Below are 18,671 nucleotides of genomic sequence, written 5' to 3'. Positions count from 1 at the left end.
GCGGGCCACTTTCCACGATAGCGCGATCTCCGCGGCTGGGTCGGTCAGGCGTTCTCCAGTTCGGCGATGACGATCTTCTTCTGCCGCATCATCGTCTGGATCTGTTCGGGCCGGCCGAGTAGCTGGTCCATCTTGGCCGGGATGATCTGCCAGCTGATCCCGAATCGATCCTTGCACCAACCGCATTGCTCGGATTCGGGGACATGCGAGAGCTTGGACCAGTAGTGGTCGATCTCGGTCTGGTCTGCGCATTCGACGACGAACGAGATCGATTCGTTGAAGGTGAACAACGGTCCGCCGTCGAGGCAGACGAAATCGACACCGTTCAAACTGAATCGGCCGTTGAGCACCTTGCCCGACATGCCCTTGAAATGTTCGTCAAGTGCTTCGTCCGGGTACTCCTCCACCGAGATGACATGGGAATTCGGAAACACCTCGACGTAATAGTTCATGGCCTCGCGGGCCTGGTCGTTGAACCAGAGGCATGGCTGGATGGCGGTCGGCATGTCGTTCTCCTTGTCTGTCAGTCGTTTTCGGCGGATCAGGCGGCCAGCAGCGCGTCGATCTGACCCAGGGCGCCGGTCATGCCCTCGACCATGCCCATCGCGGTCACCTTCTCGAGTTGTTCGAGGTCGGTGAACCGGGTGACGATCGTCATCCGGGTACCGGTGTCGGTCGCGTCGAACGACACCTCCAGGCGCATGGTGGGCATCTCGGGGTCGGGCTCGCCGTCGGGCTGCGAGAAGCCGTCTTCGATGAGCAGTCGCGATGGTGCGTCGACCTCGAGCGTCGTCCACCAGCCCGGCGCCTTCTCGCCCTCGGGACCCGTCATGTGGTAGCGCGACTGCCCGCTCGGGGTGAGCTCATGGCGCGTGAAGGTGGCCGGCCAGGTCGGCGGACCCCATCAGCGCTCCAGCTGGCGCGGGTCTTCCCACACCTGCCAGACGCGCGCCGGCGGCGCGGTGAACTCGGCCACGAAGGTCATGGTGAGGGCTTGCGGGTCGGCGGCGCTGCTGATCACCGTCATCGGTGGTCCTTTCGGTTGGGTGGTGTTGTGCGGCTTGATGTTTGGTGTGGCGGATAGCCGTCTTCGGCGAGGATCGCCTCGATGCTCGCGGCGCGGTCGTGCCAGAGCGCCGCGTAGCGCTCCAGGAGCACGCCCGCTCGGTGCAGGGTTTCTGGCACCGCACGCACGAGTTGTTCCCGGCCGCGGCGCTCTTTATGCACCAGCGCGGCTCCGGCCAGTACCGCGACGTGCTTCTGTACCGCGGCGAAGCTCATGTCGTAGCCACGCGCGAGCGCGCTCACCGACTGGTCGCTGCGCATGGTGCGGGCGACGATGTCGCGGCGCGTGGCGTCCGCCAATGCGTGGAAGATCCGGTCGATCTCCGCATCGGTGAATGCTTCGGGAAAAGTATCTACAACCATTTGGTTGTAGATTAGGTCGGCGTCGCGGCGGCGTCAAGGGCTGGTTGCGTCGAAAGTGCACGGTGGCCCGTTGACCCTGTACCTAGGGCGTATTTGTGTGAGTAGGTTGCGCCGTCACTGCGGGCTCAACCTGGGATTGGCGTGTAGACCGGTTGATCCTGTACCTAGGGCGTATTTGTGTGAGTAGGTTGCGCCGTCACTGCGGGCTCAACCTGGGATTGGCGTGTAGACCGGTTGATCCTGTACCTAGGGCGTATTTGTGCGAGTAGGTTGCGCCGTCACTGCGGGCTCAACCTGGGATTGGCGTGTAGACCGGTTGATCCTGTACCTAGGGCGTATTTCTGCGAGTAGGTTGCGCCCTCACTGCAGGCTCAACTTGACTCTCGGCGCGGGAGCCAAGCCCTACTCCCGGTTGAGCGCCGCCTCTTCCAGATCCAGCCCATGCAACACCGACCGGAGCACTTCGTCGTCGATGTTTCCGGCGTCGCGTTCGGCGATGTATGTCTCGCGCTCGGCCGCCAGCATCTCCAGCCGCAGCCGCCGCATGGCCGACGCCGGGCTTTCGCCGATGTCGTCGTCACTGCGTCCGAGCCGTTCCCACACCGCGTTGCGACGCCGGTCGTTCCAGCTCTGCAGCACCTCGCCGACGTGCTGTTGGGCACTGGAATCGCTACTGCGAGCCAGCAATTCGTCGAGCCGGTCGGCCGCCGCCTGCGCCGCGCGACTCGAGGCCGCGGCCTGCTCCAGGGCGTCCTGATGAGCCTCGGCCTCGCTGCGCACGTCGAGCGTGCGGATCAGCCATGGCAACGTCAGGCCGTGCAGCAGCAGCGTGCCGATCACCACGACGAACGTCAGGAACACCAGCTGCGGCCGCCCCGGGAACGGGTCGCCGCTCAGTGTCACGAGAGGCACACCGAACGCCGCGGCCAGTGACACGACACCGCGCATGCCTGCCCACGCCACGATGAAGACCTGCGACGGGGTCGGGGCGGGTTCTCGATCCCGGACCCCGCGGAACAGCATCCGTGGCGTGTAGGCCATGACGTACACCCAGACGATGCGGACGGCGATCACCGTCGAAAGCACCGCGGCCGACGCCACGGCGAGGGTGACGGCGCGGATGCCGGTCAGCTCGTCGATGACCGTCGGCAGCTGCAGTCCGATCATCAGGAACGCGAAGGATTCCAGCACCAGCTGGATCGACTTCCACACCGCGTCGTCCTGCAGGCGGGTGGCGTACGACGCCCGCGTCGCGCGCTGTCCGAGCAGCAGCGCGGCGACCACCACGGCGATCACGCCGGAGCCGTGCGCCTCTTCAGCCAGCCAGTAGACGAAATACGGTGCGACGAGCCCGATGGCGCTCTCCACCAGCGGGTCGTCCAGCCAGGTCCGGATGAATTCGATGAGCCACCCGATCAGCCCGCCGATCACGACACCGCCCAGCGCGGCGAGCGCGAACGTGCCCAGCGCGCCCTGCCAGGTCGCTGCCGCGCCGATGGCGGCGGCCAGCGCGACCTTGTACGCGGTCAGCGCCGTGGCGTCGTTGAGCAGGCTCTCGCCGCCGAGCAGTGTCATGATCTGGCGGGGCAGTCCGAGGCGCCGGCCGATGGCCGCGGCCGACACCGCGTCGGGCGGCGCGACGATGGCGCCCAGCGTGAGCGCCGCGGCGACCGTCAGCTCCGGGACGGTGTGAAACGCGACGAACCCCACGACCAGGGTGGTGGCCAGTGGCAGCCCGACCGCGAGCAGCCCGATGGGACGGACGTTCTTGCGCAGGGCCAGGTAGCTGCTCTCCAGCCCGGCCGACCACAGCAGTGGCGGCAGCACGACGAACATCACCAACTGCGGCTGCATCTCGATGGCCGGCACGCCGGGGATCAGCCCGACGGCCAGTCCGGCGACGACGAGTCCCAGTGGCGCGGAGACGTCGTAACGGCGGGCCAGCGCGGCCAACAACACCGAGGCCACCAGCACTGCCAGCAGTGGGGCACCCATGTCCTCAAACCTCCTCGGTCAGCCGGGCCCTATCCTTGTTCAACATGCTGGGGAAATGGATGCAGTCACGGGCAACGCGTCCGCGTGAAGAAAATTCCCCGACTACCTGCACGCACCTCGCCGACGCCGTCGGCCAAGCAGAACCGGAGCCGCAGACGCCCGGCCGCTGTGGTGACTGTGCGGCACTTGGGGAGGATACGTGGGCGCACCTTCGGATGTGTCTGACCTGCGGACAGGTCAGCTGTTGTGATTCCAGTCCGCACCAACACGCCAACGAGCACTACCGTCGCACGGGCCACCCCGTGATGCGCTCGGTCGAGCCGGGGGAGAGCTGGCGCTGGTGCTACGTCGACATCAGGTTGGGTTGACGGGAGATTGGCCGGCGGGGCGAGCGGAGCGACGGGGGAGTTTGGTGACTTGGTAGACCGGACAACGGTTCTGGTGCTCGGTGCCGGTGAGCTGAGCAGTGAACTGGTGCTGTCGTTCCAGCGGCTGGGGACGCGGGCGACCGCGGTGCCCGCGCCGACCGGAGCGGCGGCGTTGCGGACCCTGATCGACCGGCACACCCCACAGGTGGTGGTCGTGCAGTCCCCGGCGGCGGATCTCGGCGCCGACGTCGTGCAGGCGCTGGCCGGGCTCGAGGAAGTCGCGGTGTTCCCGACGCCGGGTGCCTTGCGGCTCGCGTCCGACCGCGAGGCGTTGCGCACCCTGGCGGCCAACGAGCTGGGGCTGCCGACGGCGCCGTTCTGGTTCGCCGGATCGGTCGACGAACTCACCGCGGTGGCCGAGCACGCCGGGCTGCCGCTCACCATCACGCCGGTGACGCATGCCGCGAACGAGGGCGCGGGGCGTTCGGTGCTGTCGCGTCTCGAGGACGTCGACGTGGCGTGGCACCGTGCGGTGGCCGCGGGCGGCGAGCGCGTGATGGCCGAGACGGCCGTCGACGTGACGGCGGAGTTCACCATGCTGACGGTGCGGACCCAGGGTCAGGCGGGTCCGGTGGTGCAGTTCTGTGAGCCGATCGGTCACCGCCACGAGACGGGCGGTCCGCTGGAGTTGTGGCAGCCGCAGCTGTTGTCGGAGCCGGCGCTGGACGCGGCGCGCTCGATCGCCGCCCGGATCGCGGGCAAGCTGGGCGGCACGGGGCTGTTCACGGTGGACCTGCTGCTCGGTGCCGACCCGGAGTCCGGGGCCGAGGAGGTCTATTTCGCGACGGTCCATCCGATGCTGACGGGCGCGGGCTTCGTCACGACGCGTTCGCAGCGGCTGTCGCAGTTCGACCTGCACGCGCGGGCGATCCTCGGACTGCCCGTCGACACCATCATGATCTCGCCGGCCGCCGGTGAGGTGAGCCGCCCGTCGGCCGACAGGGCCGCGCTCGTGCGCGCACTGCCGGATGCGCTGGCCATCGCCGAGAGCGACGTGCGGCTCTCCGGTGAGGTGTGCGTGGCATTGGCGACGGCGCCGGACGTCGTGCGGGCGCGCGACCGCGCGCATCAGGTGGCCGCTGTGCTCAACCACTCGGCGATCAACCAGACGGGGACGTGACCATGACCGAATCGGAATCGCACCCGCGGCAGACGCTGGGCCCGTTCCTGGCCGCGCTGGCGCTGATTGTGGTCCTCGTGGTCATAATCGCCGTCCTGAACGCGATCGGGGTGTTCGGCCGGAACGATCCGACGCCGGAGCAGCTGGTGCGCACCGCGGTCGTCGGCCAGAACGACGGGCTGCAGCGCAAGGACTACGCGCGCTTCCAGACGTACACCTGCAAGGCCCAGGCCGGTACCGAGGCGGATGTGCTTGCCAAGCAAGAGGATTCGGCCGCCAAGAACGGGCAGCGCTACGTCGACGAGGTGCGCGACATCAAGTTCGACGGCCAGAAGGCCACCGCCGTGCTGATGTATCACTTCGACAAGACGCCGGACCAGAAGCCCACGGCGCCGGTGGTGCTGGTGAACGAGGACGGCGCGTGGAAGGTGTGCTCGCCGGTCCCGAGCTAGTTTGTGACAGACTCGCATCCGTGAGCTACGCGGGAGATATCACGCCGCAGCAGGCCTGGGAACTGCTGAGCGAGAACCCCGAGGCGGTGCTTGTCGACTGCCGGACCGACGCCGAATGGCGCTGGGTGGGCGTGCCCGACATCTCCAGCCTCGGACGTGACGTTGTGTACATCGAGTGGGTGTCGAATGACGGCAAACGCAACACGGGTTTCGTCGACGACCTGCTGGCCGCGGGTGTGACGCCCGGCGAGCGGCCGGTGGTGTTCCTCTGTCGCTCGGGTAACCGTTCGATCGGTGCCGCCGAGGCGGCGACGGCGGCGGGCATCGGCCCGTCGTACAACGTGCTCGACGGTTTCGAGGGTCACCTGGACGAGCAGGGGCATCGCGGTGGCAGCGGCTGGCGCGCCATCGGACTGCCGTGGGTGCAGTCGTGAGGGGCCTGAACGCCGACGGCGTCCCCTCGGTCCGGGTCCCGGCGCCGCTGCCCGACGGCGTGAGCCAGGCGACCATCGGTGTCCGCGGCGGCCTGCTGCGGTCCGAGTTCGAGGAGACCGCCGAGGCGATGTTCCTGACCTCGGGGTACGTCTACGAGTCGGCGGCTGCCGCGGAGCAGGCGTTCACCGGTGAGATCGACCGCTACGTGTACTCGCGCTACGGCAACCCGACCATCCAGATGTTCGAGGAACGGCTGCGGCTCATCGAAGGGGCGCCGGCCGCATTCGCGACGGCCACCGGAATGGCGGCGGTGTTCACCGCGCTGGGCGCGCTGCTCGCCGCCGGCGACCGGCTGGTCGCGGCACGGAGCCTGTTCGGGTCCTGCTTCGTGGTGTGCAACGAGATTCTCCCGCGCTGGGGCGTCGAGACCGTCTTCGTCGACGGCGACGACCTGTCGCAGTGGGAGGAGGCACTGTCGGTGCCGACCACCGCGGTGTTCTTCGAGACGCCGTCCAACCCGATGCAGTCGCTGGTCGACATCGCCGCGGTTTCGGAGCTGGCGCACGCCGCCGGCGCAAAAGTGGTGCTGGACAACGTCTTCGCGACGCCCCTGCTGCAGCAGGGGATGGAACTGGGCGCCGATGTCGTCGTGTACTCGGGTACCAAGCACATCGACGGCCAGGGCCGGGTGCTCGGTGGTGCGATCCTCGGCGACAAGGAGTACATCTCCGGGCCGGTGCAGCAGCTGATGCGGCACACGGGCCCGGCGATCAGCGCGTTCAATGCCTGGACGATGCTGAAAGGCCTTGAGACGCTGGCCATTCGGGTCGACTACTCGAACCGGTCCGCGCAGCGGGTGGCCGAGTTCCTGGAAGGTGTGCGCGGCGTGAACTGGGTGAAATACCCGTTCCTGCAGTCACATCCGCAGCATGACCTGGCCAAGCGGCAGATGCGCGGCGGCGGCACCGTCGTCACCTTCGAGCTCGACGGCGGCAAGGACCGGGCGTTCGAGGTGCTCGACAAGCTGCAGGTCATCGACATCTCCAACAACCTCGGCGATTCCAAGACGCTGATCACCCACCCGGCCACCACCACGCACCGCGCGATGGGGCCGGAGGGCCGGGCCGCGATCGGGCTGGGCGACGGCGTGGTGCGGATTTCCGTCGGGCTCGAGGGCACCGAGGATCTGATCGCCGACCTGGACCAGGCGCTGAGCTAGGGGGCTGGAGCATGTCCAAGCAGACCGCGGCCAAGAAGGCCCGTCGCAAGAAGCGGCAGACCACGCGCAACGCCAACTGGCTGCCCGACGAGGTGCATGCCGAAGTCGAGGCCGTCGGGCGGATCGCGGGCGAAATCCTGCCGCGCGGTTGGGTATTCGATTCGGACTACTCCAACGACGAGTACCTCATCTGGTACTACCCGCCGTCGGGCTTCGAATCCACAGAGGATGATCCGCGTGAGTTGGTGACGCGGATCTGGGTCTCCGATCCGGACCAGCCGCAGCTCATCCTCGTCGGTACCGAAGAGGACGGCGAGATCTACAGCTTCACGGTCGAGCAGTTGATGGCGAACCTGGATGTCATCGAGGCCTACCGCGTCGGGGAGCCGGTTCCGCAGTTCTGATTTCGACCGTCAGCCGACGGGCGAGACCTGATAGTGCGCGATCTGCCAGCCATTGTCTCCTTGTGTGACAAGGACACTCAGGTTCAGGCTGATCACCGCGCCGTCGGGGCGGGTGAAGTCGGCCCGGGTGTAGGCCAGGACGACGCCGGCCGCGGGCTCCCGGATCTCGTTGATGCGGTAGTCGACCGTCAGACCGACCGGCTGAGATTCGTAGTAGTCGAAGACGCCCTGGCGTCCCACGGTGTAGGGCCGCAGCCCCTGGAATATCGCGTCGTCGGTGAAGACCGCCGCGACCTGGTCCGGCCGGTGGGCGGCGATGCCCGCCTGCCACCGGTCCAGGACCTCGCGGACCACGTCAGTGCCCGGCACTCTGACCACCATCCACGTGCAGGATCTCGCCGGTGACGAACTTGGCGTTCTCCAGGTACAGGACGCCGTCGACGACGTCGGAGATGTCACCCATGTGGCCGACCGGGTGCAGCGCCGAGAGGAACTCGTGCGTCTCCGGCGCGTGCATCGGAGTGCGGATGATGCCCAGGGCGACGGCATTGGCCCGGATTCCGCGGGTGCCGTATTCGACGGCCAGCGCCCTGGTCGCGGCGTTCAGGCCACCCTTGGTCAGTGACGCCAGCGCCGAGGGCACCTGCGAGTTGGCCTGATCCACCAGGCTCGTCGAGATGGTGACGACGTGCCCGCCGTCGCCCTGGGCCTCCATGGTCCTGATGGCGGCGCGGGTCAGTTCGAAGAAGCCGCGGGAATTCACGCCGGTGATGGCGTCGTAGTCCGCGTCGGTGTACTCGGTGAAGGGCTTGGCGATGAAGATGCCGGCGTTGTTGACGACGGTGTCGACGCGGCCGAACTCCGCTACGGCGGCATCGACCAACCGCTGGCCGACGCCCGGCCGGGCGACGTCACCGGCGACGGTGAGAACCATGGGATCGCCGCTCTCGGCGATGGTGCGGGAGTTGGCGACGACGGCGTAGCCCAGCTTGCGGTAGCCGGCCACCAGGGCTTCGCCGATGCCCTGGGATGCGCCGGTGACGATCGCGACGCGGGTTGTGGTGCTCATCGGGGGTTCCTTTCGGTTGACGTTGCTGCCCATCACAACCTCGGCCGGCCCACATCGATGCCGCTGCCACGGGACCTGTTCGCTTCCTGCTGAGAGGCTCTGCCTACTACGCTGTCGACATGGAGCTGCGGCAACTTCGGTACTTCGTCGCCGTTGCCGATGAGCTGAATTTCGGGCGTGCCGCCGAACGGCTGCGTATCGCCGGGCCGTCGCTGTCCCAGCAGATCAAGGCGCTCGAGCGTGACCTCAAGGTAGAGCTGTTCGATCGTGACCGGCGATCGGTGCGGCTGACCGCGGCAGGTGCGTCGCTGTTGCCGCACGCCCGGTCCCTGGTGGCGCAGGCCGACGAATTACGCAGGCGGGCAATCGGTTTGTCGAACTCCGAACCGATCCGGATCGGCTACGTCAACTGGTGCCCGACCGACCTGGCCGAGCGCGCGGCCGGCGTCGCGCAGCTGCGCGTCGACACCTGGGTGATGCCGTCGCACGCGCAGGCGGCCCGGGTTGCCGAGGGCATCCTCGACCTGGCCATCTGCTGGGTGCAGACCGGTGATCTGGAGGACCTCGAACTGGAAGCCCGGCTGATGGGGGTGGACCGGCTCTTCGCGCTGTGCGTCGGCGCCGACGACTCCCCCGTGTTGGCGAAAGACACACTGGTGCTGGTGGATTCGGACACGGCGAGCTGGGAGTCGTGGAACCGCTACGGCGAGCAGTTCGCCGCGGACACCGGTGCGCGGGTGATGCGCACCGACGACGGCGGCGTCACGGGTCCGACTTTCTTCGAGCACGTCCGCCAGCTGGGCCGTCCGGTGCTCAACAACCCCAGGGGGCAGACCGATGCCCTGCCGCGAGACCTGGTGCGCCGCCCGGTGATTCAACCGACCCCGCTGTGGACCTGGTCACTCGTGTGGCGGCGGGGAGAAGACAACCCGGCCGTGCACGCTGTCGTCGACGCGCTCACGCGGGACGCGGCCGTCGGGATCGATGACGCGGCGTGGCTGCCGTCCACTGATCCACATCAACAGCGCGGCCAGGGCCGCCAGTAGCACGACAGCGGCACCGGCGAGCAACGCCTGCTGAAAACCGTTGTGCAGCAGGGGTGCCACCGCAACGGGCCCGACGATCTGGCCGACGGAGTATCCCGTCGTCAACAGTGCGACGGCGCCCGGGAACTGCAACGCGCGGCCGGCGGCGAGCGCCAGGGTGCTGATGCCGATGAACGTGCCGCCGAACAGCACCGCCCCGGCGAGTGCGGCAACGCTGTTCCCCGTTCCCGCCCAGGCGATTCCGGCAGCTTGCAGCAACAACGCCGCGACGAGCAGCGCCGGATAGGGGAAGCGGCCGGTGAACCGCGCCCACAACGCAGCCGACGGTGCGGCGGCCAGGCCGACCAACAGCCACACCGCACTGCCGAGTCCGCCCGGTGACCGCTGCGCGACCGCGGCGACCAGGAATGTGCCGGCGATGATGTAGCCGACGCCTTCGAGGGTGTAGCTCGCCATCAGCAGCGCCAGCGGACCACGGGCGCTGCGCTGTTGGTCGGCACGGACTTTCGGTGTGTCGCCGGAGGTCCCGGGGCGCATGTGCCAGGCGAACGCGCTGAGCAGTGCGGCCAAGGCCGTCGCCGCCCACCAGGCAACCTGCCAGTCCTTCGTGGCGGGCAGGGCCGCGGACAACGCGATGCCGATACCGACGCCGCTGAACGCCCAGCCGGCGTGGTGGGCCGGATGACCGTGATCCATCAGTGTGTTGACGGCGATCACGAAGACCAGAGCGCTGGCGATGCCGGCAACCAGCCGTAGCGCGCCCCACTCGATGACGCTGGTGCTCAGCGCCATTGCCGCCAGCGTCGCCACCAGGATCGCCAACGACGCCCGGCACGCGAGCACGGACCGGGCCAGCCGTGGCGAGACCGCGGCGCCCACCGCGCCGATCAGGTAACCGACGTAGTTGGCGGTGGCGAGCTGCCCCGCGGCCTGCGCGGTGAGGCCGGCGTCGGCCGTCATCAGCGGCAGGATCGGCGTGTAGGCGAAGCGGCCGATGCCCATCGCCGCGGCCAGGGCTGCCGCGGCGCGGGCGATCGAGAGCCAGGCGGACTTGGGCATGCCTCATGGTGCGTGGGCGGCGGCGTCACCCGCCACGACCTGTTCCCTTACAGCTGTGAGGAATTGCCTCACACGCGACTCATGGCGCGACGAAGTGCTCGGCGGAGAGGACACCGGATAGCCGATCTCCCAGCTCGGCGGAGAACCGCAGGACCATCGGCAGTGGCCGGTGGTGGATCGCCGCACTGGTCACCTTGCCCTCGGCATCGCGGTCGAGGATGGTGACGCCGCGAATCTCCATGCCACCGAAAGCCGTTGCTCGCCACTGCAGGTAGCTGGTCGACCCGGCGTGCGCGGAGTCCGTGAACTCCAATGTCTCGTAGATCGAACTCGCGGTGGCCATCACCGTGGCGACGAGTTCTCGGCCCTCGATCGGCGCCACCAGGGCGGTGGCATCCAGCACGATGTCGTCGGCGAACTCCGCGGCGAACGTGGTCCGGGATTGCTGTGCGAAACCGTCCTGCCAGCCGCTCATTTCGTCGCTCCGGAGGCGGACCAGGCGGCGGTGTCGATGGGGGAGAAGTCGGTCGGCCTGCCGTCGAGGCGGCCGGCCCGCCGGGTGCCGAGCGTCTTGACGACGTCGTCGGGCAGTGGCGTCGTGAAGATGTTGTCGATCAGCGAGTATTCGGCGGCCAGGCGCCCGAACGCGCCCAGCGCGCCGACGTCGATGCGTCCGTTCGGCAGGTAGAGCTCGTCGCGGACGTGAATCTTCTTCACCCGCCCCCACACGACGTGATCGGGTAGGGGTGGCATCTCGAAGATGCGGTCCACCACGCACTCGAACGAGATCGGGGCCTCGGCGATACGCGGTGCCGAGATGGTCTCCGACGCGGCCTTGTGGAGACCGAGCGCCTCGAATTCGTCGACGTCATGGTCGAATTCGAATGCCGAGCGATGCACGGTGTCCGCATTGTCGATCGTCGCGATGTTCACGACGAACTCGCCTGTGTCGCGGATGTTGACGAAGGTGTCTTTCAGCGTGACGCCGTCGGACCGCGGCTGCAGGCTGATGGACAGCATCGGTGGCATGCGGCCGACAACGGTGAAGAACGAGATGGGCGCGATGTTGCCGACGCCTGCGGTCGAGGCGGTGCTGACCCAGGCGATGGGCCGGGGTAGGACGCTGCCGATCAGCAGCTTGTAGCTCGAGGTGGGATCGAGATCGGTGGGGTCGATGACCATGACGGAATGCCTTTCAGGACAGGAGGGCCAGGGCGCTGTACCAGACGGGCCCGACGTTCAGCCGGTCCGGATACAGCCGGATCATGTAGTCGAAAAACTCACGGGGACTGGGCTTTCCGGCCAGCAGCCGCTGGGCGTCGAGCAGGTAGTCGCGGGTCTGGTCGATGATCGCCGGATCGTCGGGGAGGTCCTTGTTCTTGTGTCCTGCGACCACGGCGCGGGGCCGGAGTGCGGCGACCTGGTTGAGGGCCTGCAACCACGACCGGATGCCACCGTGATCGCTTTCCAGCAGGTACTGGTGCACGCCGTTGTAGGCGACGTCGCCGGCGACGACCAGGCCGATCGACGGCACGTGCAGCACGGTGGTGTCGTCGGTATCGGTGTGGCCCACCTCGATCGGCACCAGGCGCTGACCCTCCAACTCGAACCCGTCGGGGGGAACCTGTTGGTAGACAACGGGGCTCGGTGGGATCATGCCGGGAAAGTCGACGTCCCACATCTGGGCGCGGCCCGCCACGGCCTGCTCGTGCGTGGGAACGCCGCGGTGATCCTGGTATTGGCAGGGCCAGGTTTAGGCTCAGACGATGGTGAAGGGGAATGCGCGTTCGCAGTATTCATTCCGGCGACCCTGGCCCCCGTGGCCCCAGGGTGGGCGGGAATTCTCCTGAGGTGGGTGCTTTGATCCGGCATGGATATGAAATTCGAGATCGCCGTCCTGCCGGTGTCGGATGTCGACCGGGCCAAGGACTTCTACGAGAAGTTGGGCTGGCGGCTGGACGCCGACTTCGAGACCGTTGCGGACTTCCGGGTGATCCAATTGACTCCACCAGGTTCCGGTGCTTCGGTCATCTTCGGTACCGGCGTCTCTGACGCGGTGCCGGGCTCGGTGGGCGGGCTGCACCTGGTGGTCGACGATGTTGTGGCGGCGCGTGCTGAGCTCGTTGGCCGTGGCATCACAGTCAGCGAGGTGTTTCACGACGAGGGTGGTGTCTTCCACCGCGCCGGGACGGCCGGCCGGGTCGACGGTCCAGACCCGGAGCGACGCAGCTACGCGTCGTACGCCTCGTTCGAGGATCCCGACGGCAACGGTTGGGTGCTGCAGGAGATCACCACGCGGTTGCCGGGGCGATAGTCGCCAGCGGAAACACGGAAGATACTGGCGCCCAGGTTAATTCGATGCACCACTCAGTTGGTCGACGGTGTGGGTGGTGGTTCGAAGGGTTGGTACCACCACCATTGGGCGCGTTCGCCGGTCGGTCCGGGGCACGGCGGCACATCAGGAAAGGGCGTCGTCGGTGGCCTTGCCAGGGATCCGCCGTCGAGTTGGCGGCCCGCGGCGTCGGTGACGACCAGCCGATCAGCCGGACCGGTGATGGTGATGACCCGCTGGTGGTGCAACCGGTGGTGATACGGGCACACCAGCACCAGGTTGTGCAGCTCGGTGTCCCCGCCGTTCTCCCAGTAGGCGTCGACGGCGGGCGTAGTGTCCGGGCTTGTCGCCCGGGCTATTTCCCGCCGCCGCGCCCCCGAACCGGACGTGCGATTCTCACCGCATCCGGCTCTCCGTAGGTCAAGCTGGGACGGCGCTTGATGGTGCCCAGGGTGTGGGGATTTTCGAGCCCCGGTAGCGGTAGCGCTGGATGCGCATCGTGGTGGGGTCGTAGAGCCGAACACCGTTGTATTCCGGCCACTTACGCACGTGGTAGCTGGCCCACAGGGCCCGTTTGTAGGTGCGTGGGTGTTTATGCATCAGCCAACTCCACACCCGCCACCACAAGTAGTTGCGGATGTGGGAGTAAGCCCGGCTGGCTGAGCTGTGCCGGAAGTACTGGGCCCAGCCGCGAACCATCCGACTCAATCGCCCGAACATCTGGTCCGCGGATTGGTGGGTGATCCGTTTGGTCACCGTCTTGAGTTTGTGTCGCATTGTCTGCAGCGAGGTCCGCGACGGGTAGCTGTAGACGTATGACCGGGTGCTTCCCCTCTGGGTGTGCCGCTGGATGTGGAATCCCAGGAAGTCGAAGCCCTCGTCGATATGGACGACCTGCGTCTTGGCCGGGGCCAGCCGCAGCCCCATCGGTGCCAGCAGGTCGGCCATGTCCTCCCACAGGTGTTCGGCGTGCCCGCGTTGACCGAAGACCAGAACGACGAAGTCATCGGCGTACCGCACGAGGTGGTACGTCGCTGCGCCGCGTTGGCGGTGGCTACGGCGGGCCGAGGCGTCCCGGTGGGTCGCCCATCGGGCATCGAAGTGATCATCGATGACCGATAAGGCGATGTTGGCCAGCAGCGGCGAAAGGATGCCGCCCTGGGGAGTTCCGGAGTAGGTGTCATAGGTGGTGCCGTCGGTGTCGAGCACTCCGGCCTTCAGGAATGCTTTCACCAACCGCAGGATGCGTGTGTCGCCGATCCGGCCACGTACCCGCTGCAGCAGGGCGCTGTGGTCGATCTCGTCGAAACACGCCGCGATGTCAGCTTCGAACACCCACTCGTAGCCTTCACGAGCGAACTTTCGAATGTCCTCGATCGCGTCTTGTGCCCGTCGCCCTGGCCGGAAGCCGTAACTCGAATCGGAGAAGTCCGTTTCGAATATTGGCTCCAGCACCAGCTTCAGCGACGCCTGTACCACCCGATCGGCCACGGTCGGGATACCGAGCTTGCGGACCTTGCCGCCGCTTTTGGGTATCTCCACTCGCCGCACCGGTACTGGTCGAAAAGCACCGGAGCGCAACGCTTCCCGCAATTCTTCCAGAAACCCGGCAACGCCATCGGCTCGCGCCTCGATGCTGCCGGCGGTGCGTTTGTCGATCCCCGCACTGCGGGCACCGGTGTTCTCCCGGACCCGTGACCACGCCACCGCGAGGAAACACGGATCCGCCGCGAGGTTGAACAGATCATCAAACCGACGACCACGATCGGCCGCCGCCCAACAGTGCAGTTTGGTTTGCATCCTCAGTACCCGCCGGTGCGCCACCAACGGCAGCTCCAGCGCGGCACCGATATTCATCGGCGCATCTCCTGACATGGCAATCCCCAATCTGCGTGTCCTACTGCCGCCCTTCCCGATGTGGCCGGCTTTCCCGACCTCGCAGTACTACGGCGGCTCCGCCCCATCCCGATGCTGTTGGTGGGCATCGACACCTACCCGCCGCACCCCTGGCCGGGATGCGGGTAGGGAAGCACCCGGATGGTTCCCGTGTTCACGTGTCTCCGATTGGCGAGTCCGGCACCCAGCTTTGCCCCGGTGGCCCCGGTGGGTACGCCACAGACCATTCCCCACCAGCTGCCGCTCACCCCAGGCCGAGACGAGCGGCGGACGCGTCCGTCTACATCACTTCCGCGTGCACCACACACCAGTCCGATATCCACCAGGTTTACAGACCGGTTCCACATAACGAGGGTTCTGACACTGGTTCCTCACGTATGCCCTCTCACCGCGCTCACCACGCGCCGCGTCATCTGGCAGTGCTGACACGCCGTGGCTTTGTCAGGGCCGCTTGCCACCCAATCCTTCTCGATCCCTTCAGGATTGGGCTGCCCTCAGCTTTATCAGGCCGCTGTGACGGCCCGATATCGGAGGTCTTTCACCTCCGATCGGAAAACACGCGCCTCACGGCGCACATGAATGATGTGATGCGCGTGCAAGCCGCGGGTCGCCCCGCAACCCGGTACCCGGCAGCAGCGGTCGCGGTGTTCCAGAGCGCGGCGCAGCCGCCGGCTGATGGTGCGGGTGCTGCGCCCGGCGCCAATCGGCTGACCGTGCTTCTCGAGCCACACCTCGCACGTGGCATCGCACAACAGCAGTTGGCGTTCCTCGTCGGTGAGCAGCAACCCCACATGCAATGCGGCCGCGCGCTTTTCGAGGTCAAAGTGCACCACCACGGCGGTGTGCTGCCCATGCGGACGACGTTCCACATCGCTGTCCCACCCGGCCTCGATCAGGCTCATGAACGCATCCACCTGGTTCGGGAACGGCGGCACCACATCCGACACCGGGTCACCGGTTTCTGAATTCTCGTGGTCGCGTTTCCAGTCCGCCACCAACGCATCCTGATGCGACGCCACCGCGGCATCGAACTTCACCGCCTCCAACTTCGGCAGCCGGATCTTGTACGTGGCCGACCCGTCCTCATGGCTGGTCTTGCGGATCGACCGCTCCGGCTCCGGCGCCGATTCCGGCTCGGGCTCGGGGCGCGGCTCCAGCTTCACCGCAGTCCGCAACTGCGTGACCGTGGCGCTCTCGGCGAACTGGGCGTAATGCTCATCCGAACCGTCGGCCGCGTGTTCGGCGACCACCCCGACCTGATCCAACGACAACCGGCCCGCCCGCATCGCCTCCGCGCACCGCGGGAACTCCTCGATCCGGTGCGCCACCGCCACCATCACTTCCGCGTTACGCGGCGACACCCCGGTCTTCCACGCCACCAACGACGGCAATGACCGGGCGCCCGTCGCGCCCCACAGCCCGTCGCGGTCGATCTCGGCCACGATCTCGACCAGACGGCCGTCAATTGCGTTGCGCTGACCGGTCAGCTCACCGATCTCCGCGAAGTACGCGTCCATACGCTCACACGGCGACGGCGCTTCAACTGCGAAAGCCGTTGCCGTGCTGGACATAACACCATCAAAGCAGAAGGGTCCGACAAGTTTTCGCACCCTGAAGCAGGGCGAGAAACTCGGGTCTACGCCGGATCAGTCCTTCTCGATGACACCCTGCGCGGTCCGGGCCCGGTCCTCATAGCTCTTGCGCTTGGCAGCGTCGAACTCCAGGAAGACCGTGTCCAGCCCGAGCGCCTTGTTCATCCCGCGGCGGCCCTTGGGCGGAAGCAGCTGTGCCAGCTGTGCGGTGAAGCGCAGCGGCGGCGGGACCGACACGTGGGTCTTGGGCTTGTCCAGGGTCTTGATGATGGCCGCGGCGATGTCCTCGGGTTCCACCGGCTTGATGGCGCCACCGGACTTGGTGCCCGAGATCAGCTCGGTGTTGGTGAACGGCGGCATGATCACCGAGACGTTGACGCCGTGGGGAGCCATCTCGTCCGCCAGGGCCGTGGACAGGCCGACGACGGCGTACTTCGCCCCGACGTAAACCACCTGACCGGGCAGCGGGATGAGGCCCGAGAGCGAGGCGATGTTGATGATGTGACCGCTACGGCGGCTGACCATCTCGGGAAGCGCGAGCTGACAGCCGGTCAGGACGCCGTAGACGTTGACTTCGAGGGAAGACCGGATCGACTGTTCCGTCTCCTTCAGGAACGGGCCGACCGGCATCACGCCGGCGTTGTTGATCAGGACGTCGAGGTGGCCGGCGCCGTCGCTGCGGGCCTTGTCCAGGAACACTTCGAAGGACTCGCGGTCGGTGACGTCGAGCGGGTACCCGGTGGCCGGACCGAGTTTGACCAGCTCAGAGACGGCCGACTCGAGTACTGCGACGTCCCGGTCGCCGATGACGACGCGCGCGCCGCGGGCGAGAAGGGCCTTGGCGGTGGCGTAACCGATGCCTCGTGCGGCTCCGGTGATGGCGATGGTCTTGCCGCGGATGTTGTCCATGGCCGCAAACTTTACACGTGTCAAGTTTTGAATTGAAGCCCTGATTTGGCCACCCCGGCGGGCTACTGTCGGGGGCATGACGCGCGCGCTGCGGACTCAGGTTTGTGTAGCCGGTGGTGGACCTGCGGGTCTGGTGCATGCACTGCTGCTGGCGCGCGCCGGCATCGAAGTCGTCGTACTGGAGAAGCACAACGACTTCCTCCGCGACTTTCGCGGCGACACCGTCCACCCCACCACGTTGCGCATCATGCACGAGCTGGGGTTCATCGACGAGTTCCTGAAGTTGCCGCACACCAAGATCAACCGGGTCTGCATGGACGCCGACGGCACCCTGCGGACGTTCGGCAGTTTCGGCGCCCTGAAGGCGCTGCGGTTCCCCGAGCCCTACATCGCGCTGATGCCGCAGTGGGACTTCCTGGACTTCCTCGCGGAAAAGGCTTCCGCCTATCCGGAATTCAGGTTGATCCGCAACGCGGAGGTGACCGACCTGATCATCGAGGGCGGCCGCGTCGTCGGCGTGCGCACGCCCGAGCTGGAGGTGCGCGCCGATCTGGTGGTGGCCGCCGACGGCCGTAAGTCGGCGGTGCGCGCGGCGTCCGGGCTCCCCATGGCGAGCGCGCACAGCCCCATGGATGTGCTGTGGTTCCGGCTGGGCTGGCGCCCCGGCGATCCGCAGGAGCTGTTCGGGATCATCCGCAAGGGTCTGTTGATGGCGATGATCTATCGCGGCGACTACTGGCAGGTCGCGTACCTCATGCCGAAGGGCGCCAATCCGCAGGGCGGCTCACTCGACGACTTCAAGGCCCGGCTCGTGTCTGTACGGCCGCAGCTGCGCGAGCACGTCGAGGACCTCAAATCGTGGGACGACACCAGCCATCTCGATGTGCGGGTGGACCGGCTCAAGACCTGGTGGCGGTCGGGGCTGCTGTGCATCGGCGACGCCGCGCACGCGATGTCACCGGCCGGCGGCGTCGGTATCAACCTGGCGGTGGCCGACGCGGTCGCCGCCGCCAACATCCTGTGCGGTCCGCTGCGTAACGGCCTGCTCGCCGACTCGGATCTGGCCAAGGTGCAACGCCGCCGCGAGTTGCCGACCCGCATCATCCAGGCCGGCCAGGTGCTGGCGCAGAACCAGTTCATCGAACCCAACCTGGCCGGCGACCTGTCACCGATCAAGGTGCCGTCATTCGTGGGAAAGGGCCCGCTGCAATACATTCCGCCGCTGCTCGTCGGCCGCGGTTTCCGTCCCGAACACGTGCGGACCCCGGACGTCCACTCGGCATGACG

21 protein-coding genes and 3 pseudogenes are annotated in these 18,671 nt (G+C 67.2%); 9 read left to right on the top strand and 15 right to left on the bottom strand.

Going from position 1 to position 18,671, the window contains the following annotated elements; genetic code table 11:
- Positions 1-44: 44 nt before the first annotated feature.
- From ACZ5IQ_RS25200 to ACZ5IQ_RS25180, 5 genes and pseudogenes are all read right to left on the bottom strand, one after another.
- Positions 45-506: a VOC family protein gene (locus tag ACZ5IQ_RS25200; RefSeq protein ID WP_226519757.1), complete on the bottom strand. Its 462-nt coding sequence runs from the start codon at positions 504-506 to the stop codon at positions 45-47.
- Between the two features lie 35 nt (positions 507-541).
- Positions 542-877, bottom strand: a pseudogene (locus tag ACZ5IQ_RS25195) (SRPBCC family protein); the annotation flags it as partial.
- Positions 878-904: 27 nt separating this feature from the next.
- Positions 905-1,027 carry a hypothetical protein gene (locus ACZ5IQ_RS25190; RefSeq protein ID WP_329602562.1) on the bottom strand — a complete coding sequence of 41 codons (123 nt, stop codon included), beginning with the start codon at positions 1,025-1,027 and terminating at the stop codon, positions 905-907.
- The gene (locus ACZ5IQ_RS25185) at positions 1,024-1,428 is read right to left on the bottom strand and encodes an ArsR/SmtB family transcription factor (RefSeq protein ID WP_212807173.1); all 405 of its coding nucleotides are present in this window, start codon (positions 1,426-1,428) and stop codon (positions 1,024-1,026) included. Before ACZ5IQ_RS25185 ends, ACZ5IQ_RS25190 begins: the two co-directional genes overlap by 4 nt.
- Positions 1,429-1,830: 402 nt before the next feature.
- Positions 1,831-3,423 carry a Na+/H+ antiporter gene (locus ACZ5IQ_RS25180; RefSeq protein WP_464480444.1) on the bottom strand — a complete coding sequence of 531 codons (1,593 nt, stop codon included), beginning with the start codon at positions 3,421-3,423 and terminating at the stop codon, positions 1,831-1,833.
- A gap of 59 nt (positions 3,424-3,482) precedes the next feature.
- Between ACZ5IQ_RS25180 and ACZ5IQ_RS25175 the strand changes: the two genes are divergently transcribed.
- Genes ACZ5IQ_RS25175 through ACZ5IQ_RS25150 form a run of 6 tightly spaced genes read left to right on the top strand, consistent with a single transcriptional unit; the run spans position 3,483 to position 7,481 of the window.
- Complete coding sequence (locus tag ACZ5IQ_RS25175; protein ID WP_082762320.1) at positions 3,483-3,791, top strand: UBP-type zinc finger domain-containing protein; 309 nt, start codon at positions 3,483-3,485, stop codon at positions 3,789-3,791.
- A gap of 49 nt (positions 3,792-3,840) precedes the next feature.
- Positions 3,841-4,971 (top strand): ATP-grasp domain-containing protein, encoded by a 1,131-nt coding sequence (locus tag ACZ5IQ_RS25170; protein WP_061004550.1) that lies wholly within the window; start codon positions 3,841-3,843, stop codon positions 4,969-4,971.
- A 2-nt stretch (positions 4,972-4,973) separates the two neighbouring features.
- Complete coding sequence (locus ACZ5IQ_RS25165; RefSeq protein ID WP_133427871.1) at positions 4,974-5,423, top strand: Rv0361 family membrane protein; 450 nt, start codon at positions 4,974-4,976, stop codon at positions 5,421-5,423.
- A gap of 20 nt (positions 5,424-5,443) precedes the next feature.
- The gene (locus tag ACZ5IQ_RS25160) at positions 5,444-5,857 is read left to right on the top strand and encodes a rhodanese-like domain-containing protein (RefSeq protein WP_061004545.1); all 414 of its coding nucleotides are present in this window, start codon (positions 5,444-5,446) and stop codon (positions 5,855-5,857) included.
- A gap of 5 nt (positions 5,858-5,862) precedes the next feature.
- Positions 5,863-7,077, top strand: a complete 1,215-nt coding sequence (locus tag ACZ5IQ_RS25155) for an O-succinylhomoserine sulfhydrylase (protein WP_061004558.1) — start codon at positions 5,863-5,865, stop codon at positions 7,075-7,077.
- Between the two features lie 11 nt (positions 7,078-7,088).
- Positions 7,089-7,481 carry a hypothetical protein gene (locus tag ACZ5IQ_RS25150; protein WP_061004543.1) on the top strand — a complete coding sequence of 131 codons (393 nt, stop codon included), beginning with the start codon at positions 7,089-7,091 and terminating at the stop codon, positions 7,479-7,481.
- 9 nt (positions 7,482-7,490) lie between these two features.
- On the opposite strand, the gene ACZ5IQ_RS25145 is transcribed toward ACZ5IQ_RS25150, so the two are convergent.
- Both ACZ5IQ_RS25145 and ACZ5IQ_RS25140 read right to left on the bottom strand, forming a co-directional pair.
- The gene (locus tag ACZ5IQ_RS25145) at positions 7,491-7,850 is read right to left on the bottom strand and encodes a YybH family protein (protein ID WP_306307986.1); all 360 of its coding nucleotides are present in this window, start codon (positions 7,848-7,850) and stop codon (positions 7,491-7,493) included.
- Complete coding sequence (locus tag ACZ5IQ_RS25140; protein ID WP_133427870.1) at positions 7,837-8,550, bottom strand: SDR family NAD(P)-dependent oxidoreductase; 714 nt, start codon at positions 8,548-8,550, stop codon at positions 7,837-7,839. Before ACZ5IQ_RS25140 ends, ACZ5IQ_RS25145 begins: the two co-directional genes overlap by 14 nt.
- Positions 8,551-8,669: 119 nt before the next feature.
- Between ACZ5IQ_RS25140 and ACZ5IQ_RS25135 the strand changes: the two genes are divergently transcribed.
- The gene (locus ACZ5IQ_RS25135; RefSeq protein WP_464480443.1) at positions 8,670-9,596 is read left to right on the top strand and encodes a LysR family transcriptional regulator; all 927 of its coding nucleotides are present in this window, start codon (positions 8,670-8,672) and stop codon (positions 9,594-9,596) included.
- A gap of 39 nt (positions 9,597-9,635) precedes the next feature.
- Here the strand turns inward: ACZ5IQ_RS25135 and ACZ5IQ_RS25130 are convergent.
- The 4 genes and pseudogenes from ACZ5IQ_RS25130 to ACZ5IQ_RS25115 all read right to left on the bottom strand — a co-directional run.
- Positions 9,636-10,556: pseudogene (locus ACZ5IQ_RS25130) on the bottom strand (YbfB/YjiJ family MFS transporter); the annotation flags it as partial.
- 178 nt (positions 10,557-10,734) lie between these two features.
- Complete coding sequence (locus ACZ5IQ_RS25125; protein ID WP_464480442.1) at positions 10,735-11,130, bottom strand: nuclear transport factor 2 family protein; 396 nt, start codon at positions 11,128-11,130, stop codon at positions 10,735-10,737.
- Positions 11,127-11,837, bottom strand: coding sequence for a flavin reductase family protein (locus tag ACZ5IQ_RS25120; RefSeq protein ID WP_061004532.1), 711 nt, complete (start codon positions 11,835-11,837; stop codon positions 11,127-11,129). Before ACZ5IQ_RS25120 ends, ACZ5IQ_RS25125 begins: the two co-directional genes overlap by 4 nt.
- A 13-nt stretch (positions 11,838-11,850) precedes the next feature.
- Complete coding sequence (locus ACZ5IQ_RS25115) at positions 11,851-12,354, bottom strand: MBL fold metallo-hydrolase (protein ID WP_464480441.1); 504 nt, start codon at positions 12,352-12,354, stop codon at positions 11,851-11,853.
- A gap of 171 nt (positions 12,355-12,525) precedes the next feature.
- Here ACZ5IQ_RS25115 and ACZ5IQ_RS25110 point away from each other — a divergent pair, with 171 nt between their 5' ends.
- Positions 12,526-12,969: a VOC family protein gene (locus ACZ5IQ_RS25110; RefSeq protein WP_226519747.1), complete on the top strand. Its 444-nt coding sequence runs from the start codon at positions 12,526-12,528 to the stop codon at positions 12,967-12,969.
- Positions 12,970-13,022: 53 nt separating this feature from the next.
- Here the strand turns inward: ACZ5IQ_RS25110 and ACZ5IQ_RS25105 are convergent.
- The 4 genes and pseudogenes from ACZ5IQ_RS25105 to ACZ5IQ_RS25090 form a co-directional block, all read right to left on the bottom strand.
- Positions 13,023-13,298 (bottom strand): annotated as a pseudogene (locus tag ACZ5IQ_RS25105) (HNH endonuclease signature motif containing protein); the annotation flags it as partial.
- 109 nt (positions 13,299-13,407) lie between these two features.
- The gene (gene ltrA, locus ACZ5IQ_RS25100) at positions 13,408-14,844 is read right to left on the bottom strand and encodes a group II intron reverse transcriptase/maturase (protein WP_267324086.1); all 1,437 of its coding nucleotides are present in this window, start codon (positions 14,842-14,844) and stop codon (positions 13,408-13,410) included.
- Positions 14,845-15,386: 542 nt separating this feature from the next.
- Positions 15,387-16,454, bottom strand: a complete 1,068-nt coding sequence (locus ACZ5IQ_RS25095) for an HNH endonuclease signature motif containing protein (protein WP_464480440.1) — start codon at positions 16,452-16,454, stop codon at positions 15,387-15,389.
- A gap of 75 nt (positions 16,455-16,529) precedes the next feature.
- Complete coding sequence (locus ACZ5IQ_RS25090) at positions 16,530-17,384, bottom strand: SDR family oxidoreductase (protein ID WP_060998982.1); 855 nt, start codon at positions 17,382-17,384, stop codon at positions 16,530-16,532.
- Positions 17,385-17,460: 76 nt separating this feature from the next.
- Here ACZ5IQ_RS25090 and ACZ5IQ_RS25085 point away from each other — a divergent pair, with 76 nt between their 5' ends.
- Positions 17,461-18,669 (top strand): FAD-dependent oxidoreductase, encoded by a 1,209-nt coding sequence (locus tag ACZ5IQ_RS25085; protein ID WP_082762307.1) that lies wholly within the window; start codon positions 17,461-17,463, stop codon positions 18,667-18,669.
- Positions 18,670-18,671: the final 2 nt, after the last annotated feature.

This window comes from Mycobacterium toneyamaense (assembly GCF_055384815.1).
Note: the sequence above shows the minus strand (reverse complement) of the source record. Positions and strands in the feature narration are given on the sequence as shown.

Coding starts and splice junctions, on each gene's coding strand:
- ACZ5IQ_RS25150 (WP_061004543.1), top strand. CDS start 7,089: ATGTCCAAGCAGACCGCGGCCAAGAAGGCCCGTCGCAAGAAGCGGCAG.
- ACZ5IQ_RS25110 (WP_226519747.1), top strand. CDS start 12,526: ATGGATATGAAATTCGAGATCGCCGTCCTGCCGGTGTCGGATGTCGAC.
- ACZ5IQ_RS25140 (WP_133427870.1), bottom strand. CDS start 8,550: ATGAGCACCACAACCCGCGTCGCGATCGTCACCGGCGCATCCCAGGGC.
- ACZ5IQ_RS25135 (WP_464480443.1), top strand. CDS start 8,670: ATGGAGCTGCGGCAACTTCGGTACTTCGTCGCCGTTGCCGATGAGCTG.
- ACZ5IQ_RS25085 (WP_082762307.1), top strand. CDS start 17,461: ATGACGCGCGCGCTGCGGACTCAGGTTTGTGTAGCCGGTGGTGGACCT.
- ACZ5IQ_RS25090 (WP_060998982.1), bottom strand. CDS start 17,384: ATGGACAACATCCGCGGCAAGACCATCGCCATCACCGGAGCCGCACGA.
- ACZ5IQ_RS25200 (WP_226519757.1), bottom strand. CDS start 506: ATGCCGACCGCCATCCAGCCATGCCTCTGGTTCAACGACCAGGCCCGC.
- ACZ5IQ_RS25175 (WP_082762320.1), top strand. CDS start 3,483: ATGCAGTCACGGGCAACGCGTCCGCGTGAAGAAAATTCCCCGACTACC.
- ACZ5IQ_RS25185 (WP_212807173.1), bottom strand. CDS start 1,428: ATGGTTGTAGATACTTTTCCCGAAGCATTCACCGATGCGGAGATCGAC.
- ACZ5IQ_RS25180 (WP_464480444.1), bottom strand. CDS start 3,423: ATGGGTGCCCCACTGCTGGCAGTGCTGGTGGCCTCGGTGTTGTTGGCC.
- ltrA (WP_267324086.1), bottom strand. CDS start 14,844: ATGAATATCGGTGCCGCGCTGGAGCTGCCGTTGGTGGCGCACCGGCGG.
- ACZ5IQ_RS25120 (WP_061004532.1), bottom strand. CDS start 11,837: ATGGTCATCGACCCCACCGATCTCGATCCCACCTCGAGCTACAAGCTG.
- ACZ5IQ_RS25095 (WP_464480440.1), bottom strand. CDS start 16,454: ATGTCCAGCACGGCAACGGCTTTCGCAGTTGAAGCGCCGTCGCCGTGT.
- ACZ5IQ_RS25190 (WP_329602562.1), bottom strand. CDS start 1,027: ATGACGGTGATCAGCAGCGCCGCCGACCCGCAAGCCCTCACCATGACC.
- ACZ5IQ_RS25165 (WP_133427871.1), top strand. CDS start 4,974: ATGACCGAATCGGAATCGCACCCGCGGCAGACGCTGGGCCCGTTCCTG.
- ACZ5IQ_RS25125 (WP_464480442.1), bottom strand. CDS start 11,130: ATGAGCGGCTGGCAGGACGGTTTCGCACAGCAATCCCGGACCACGTTC.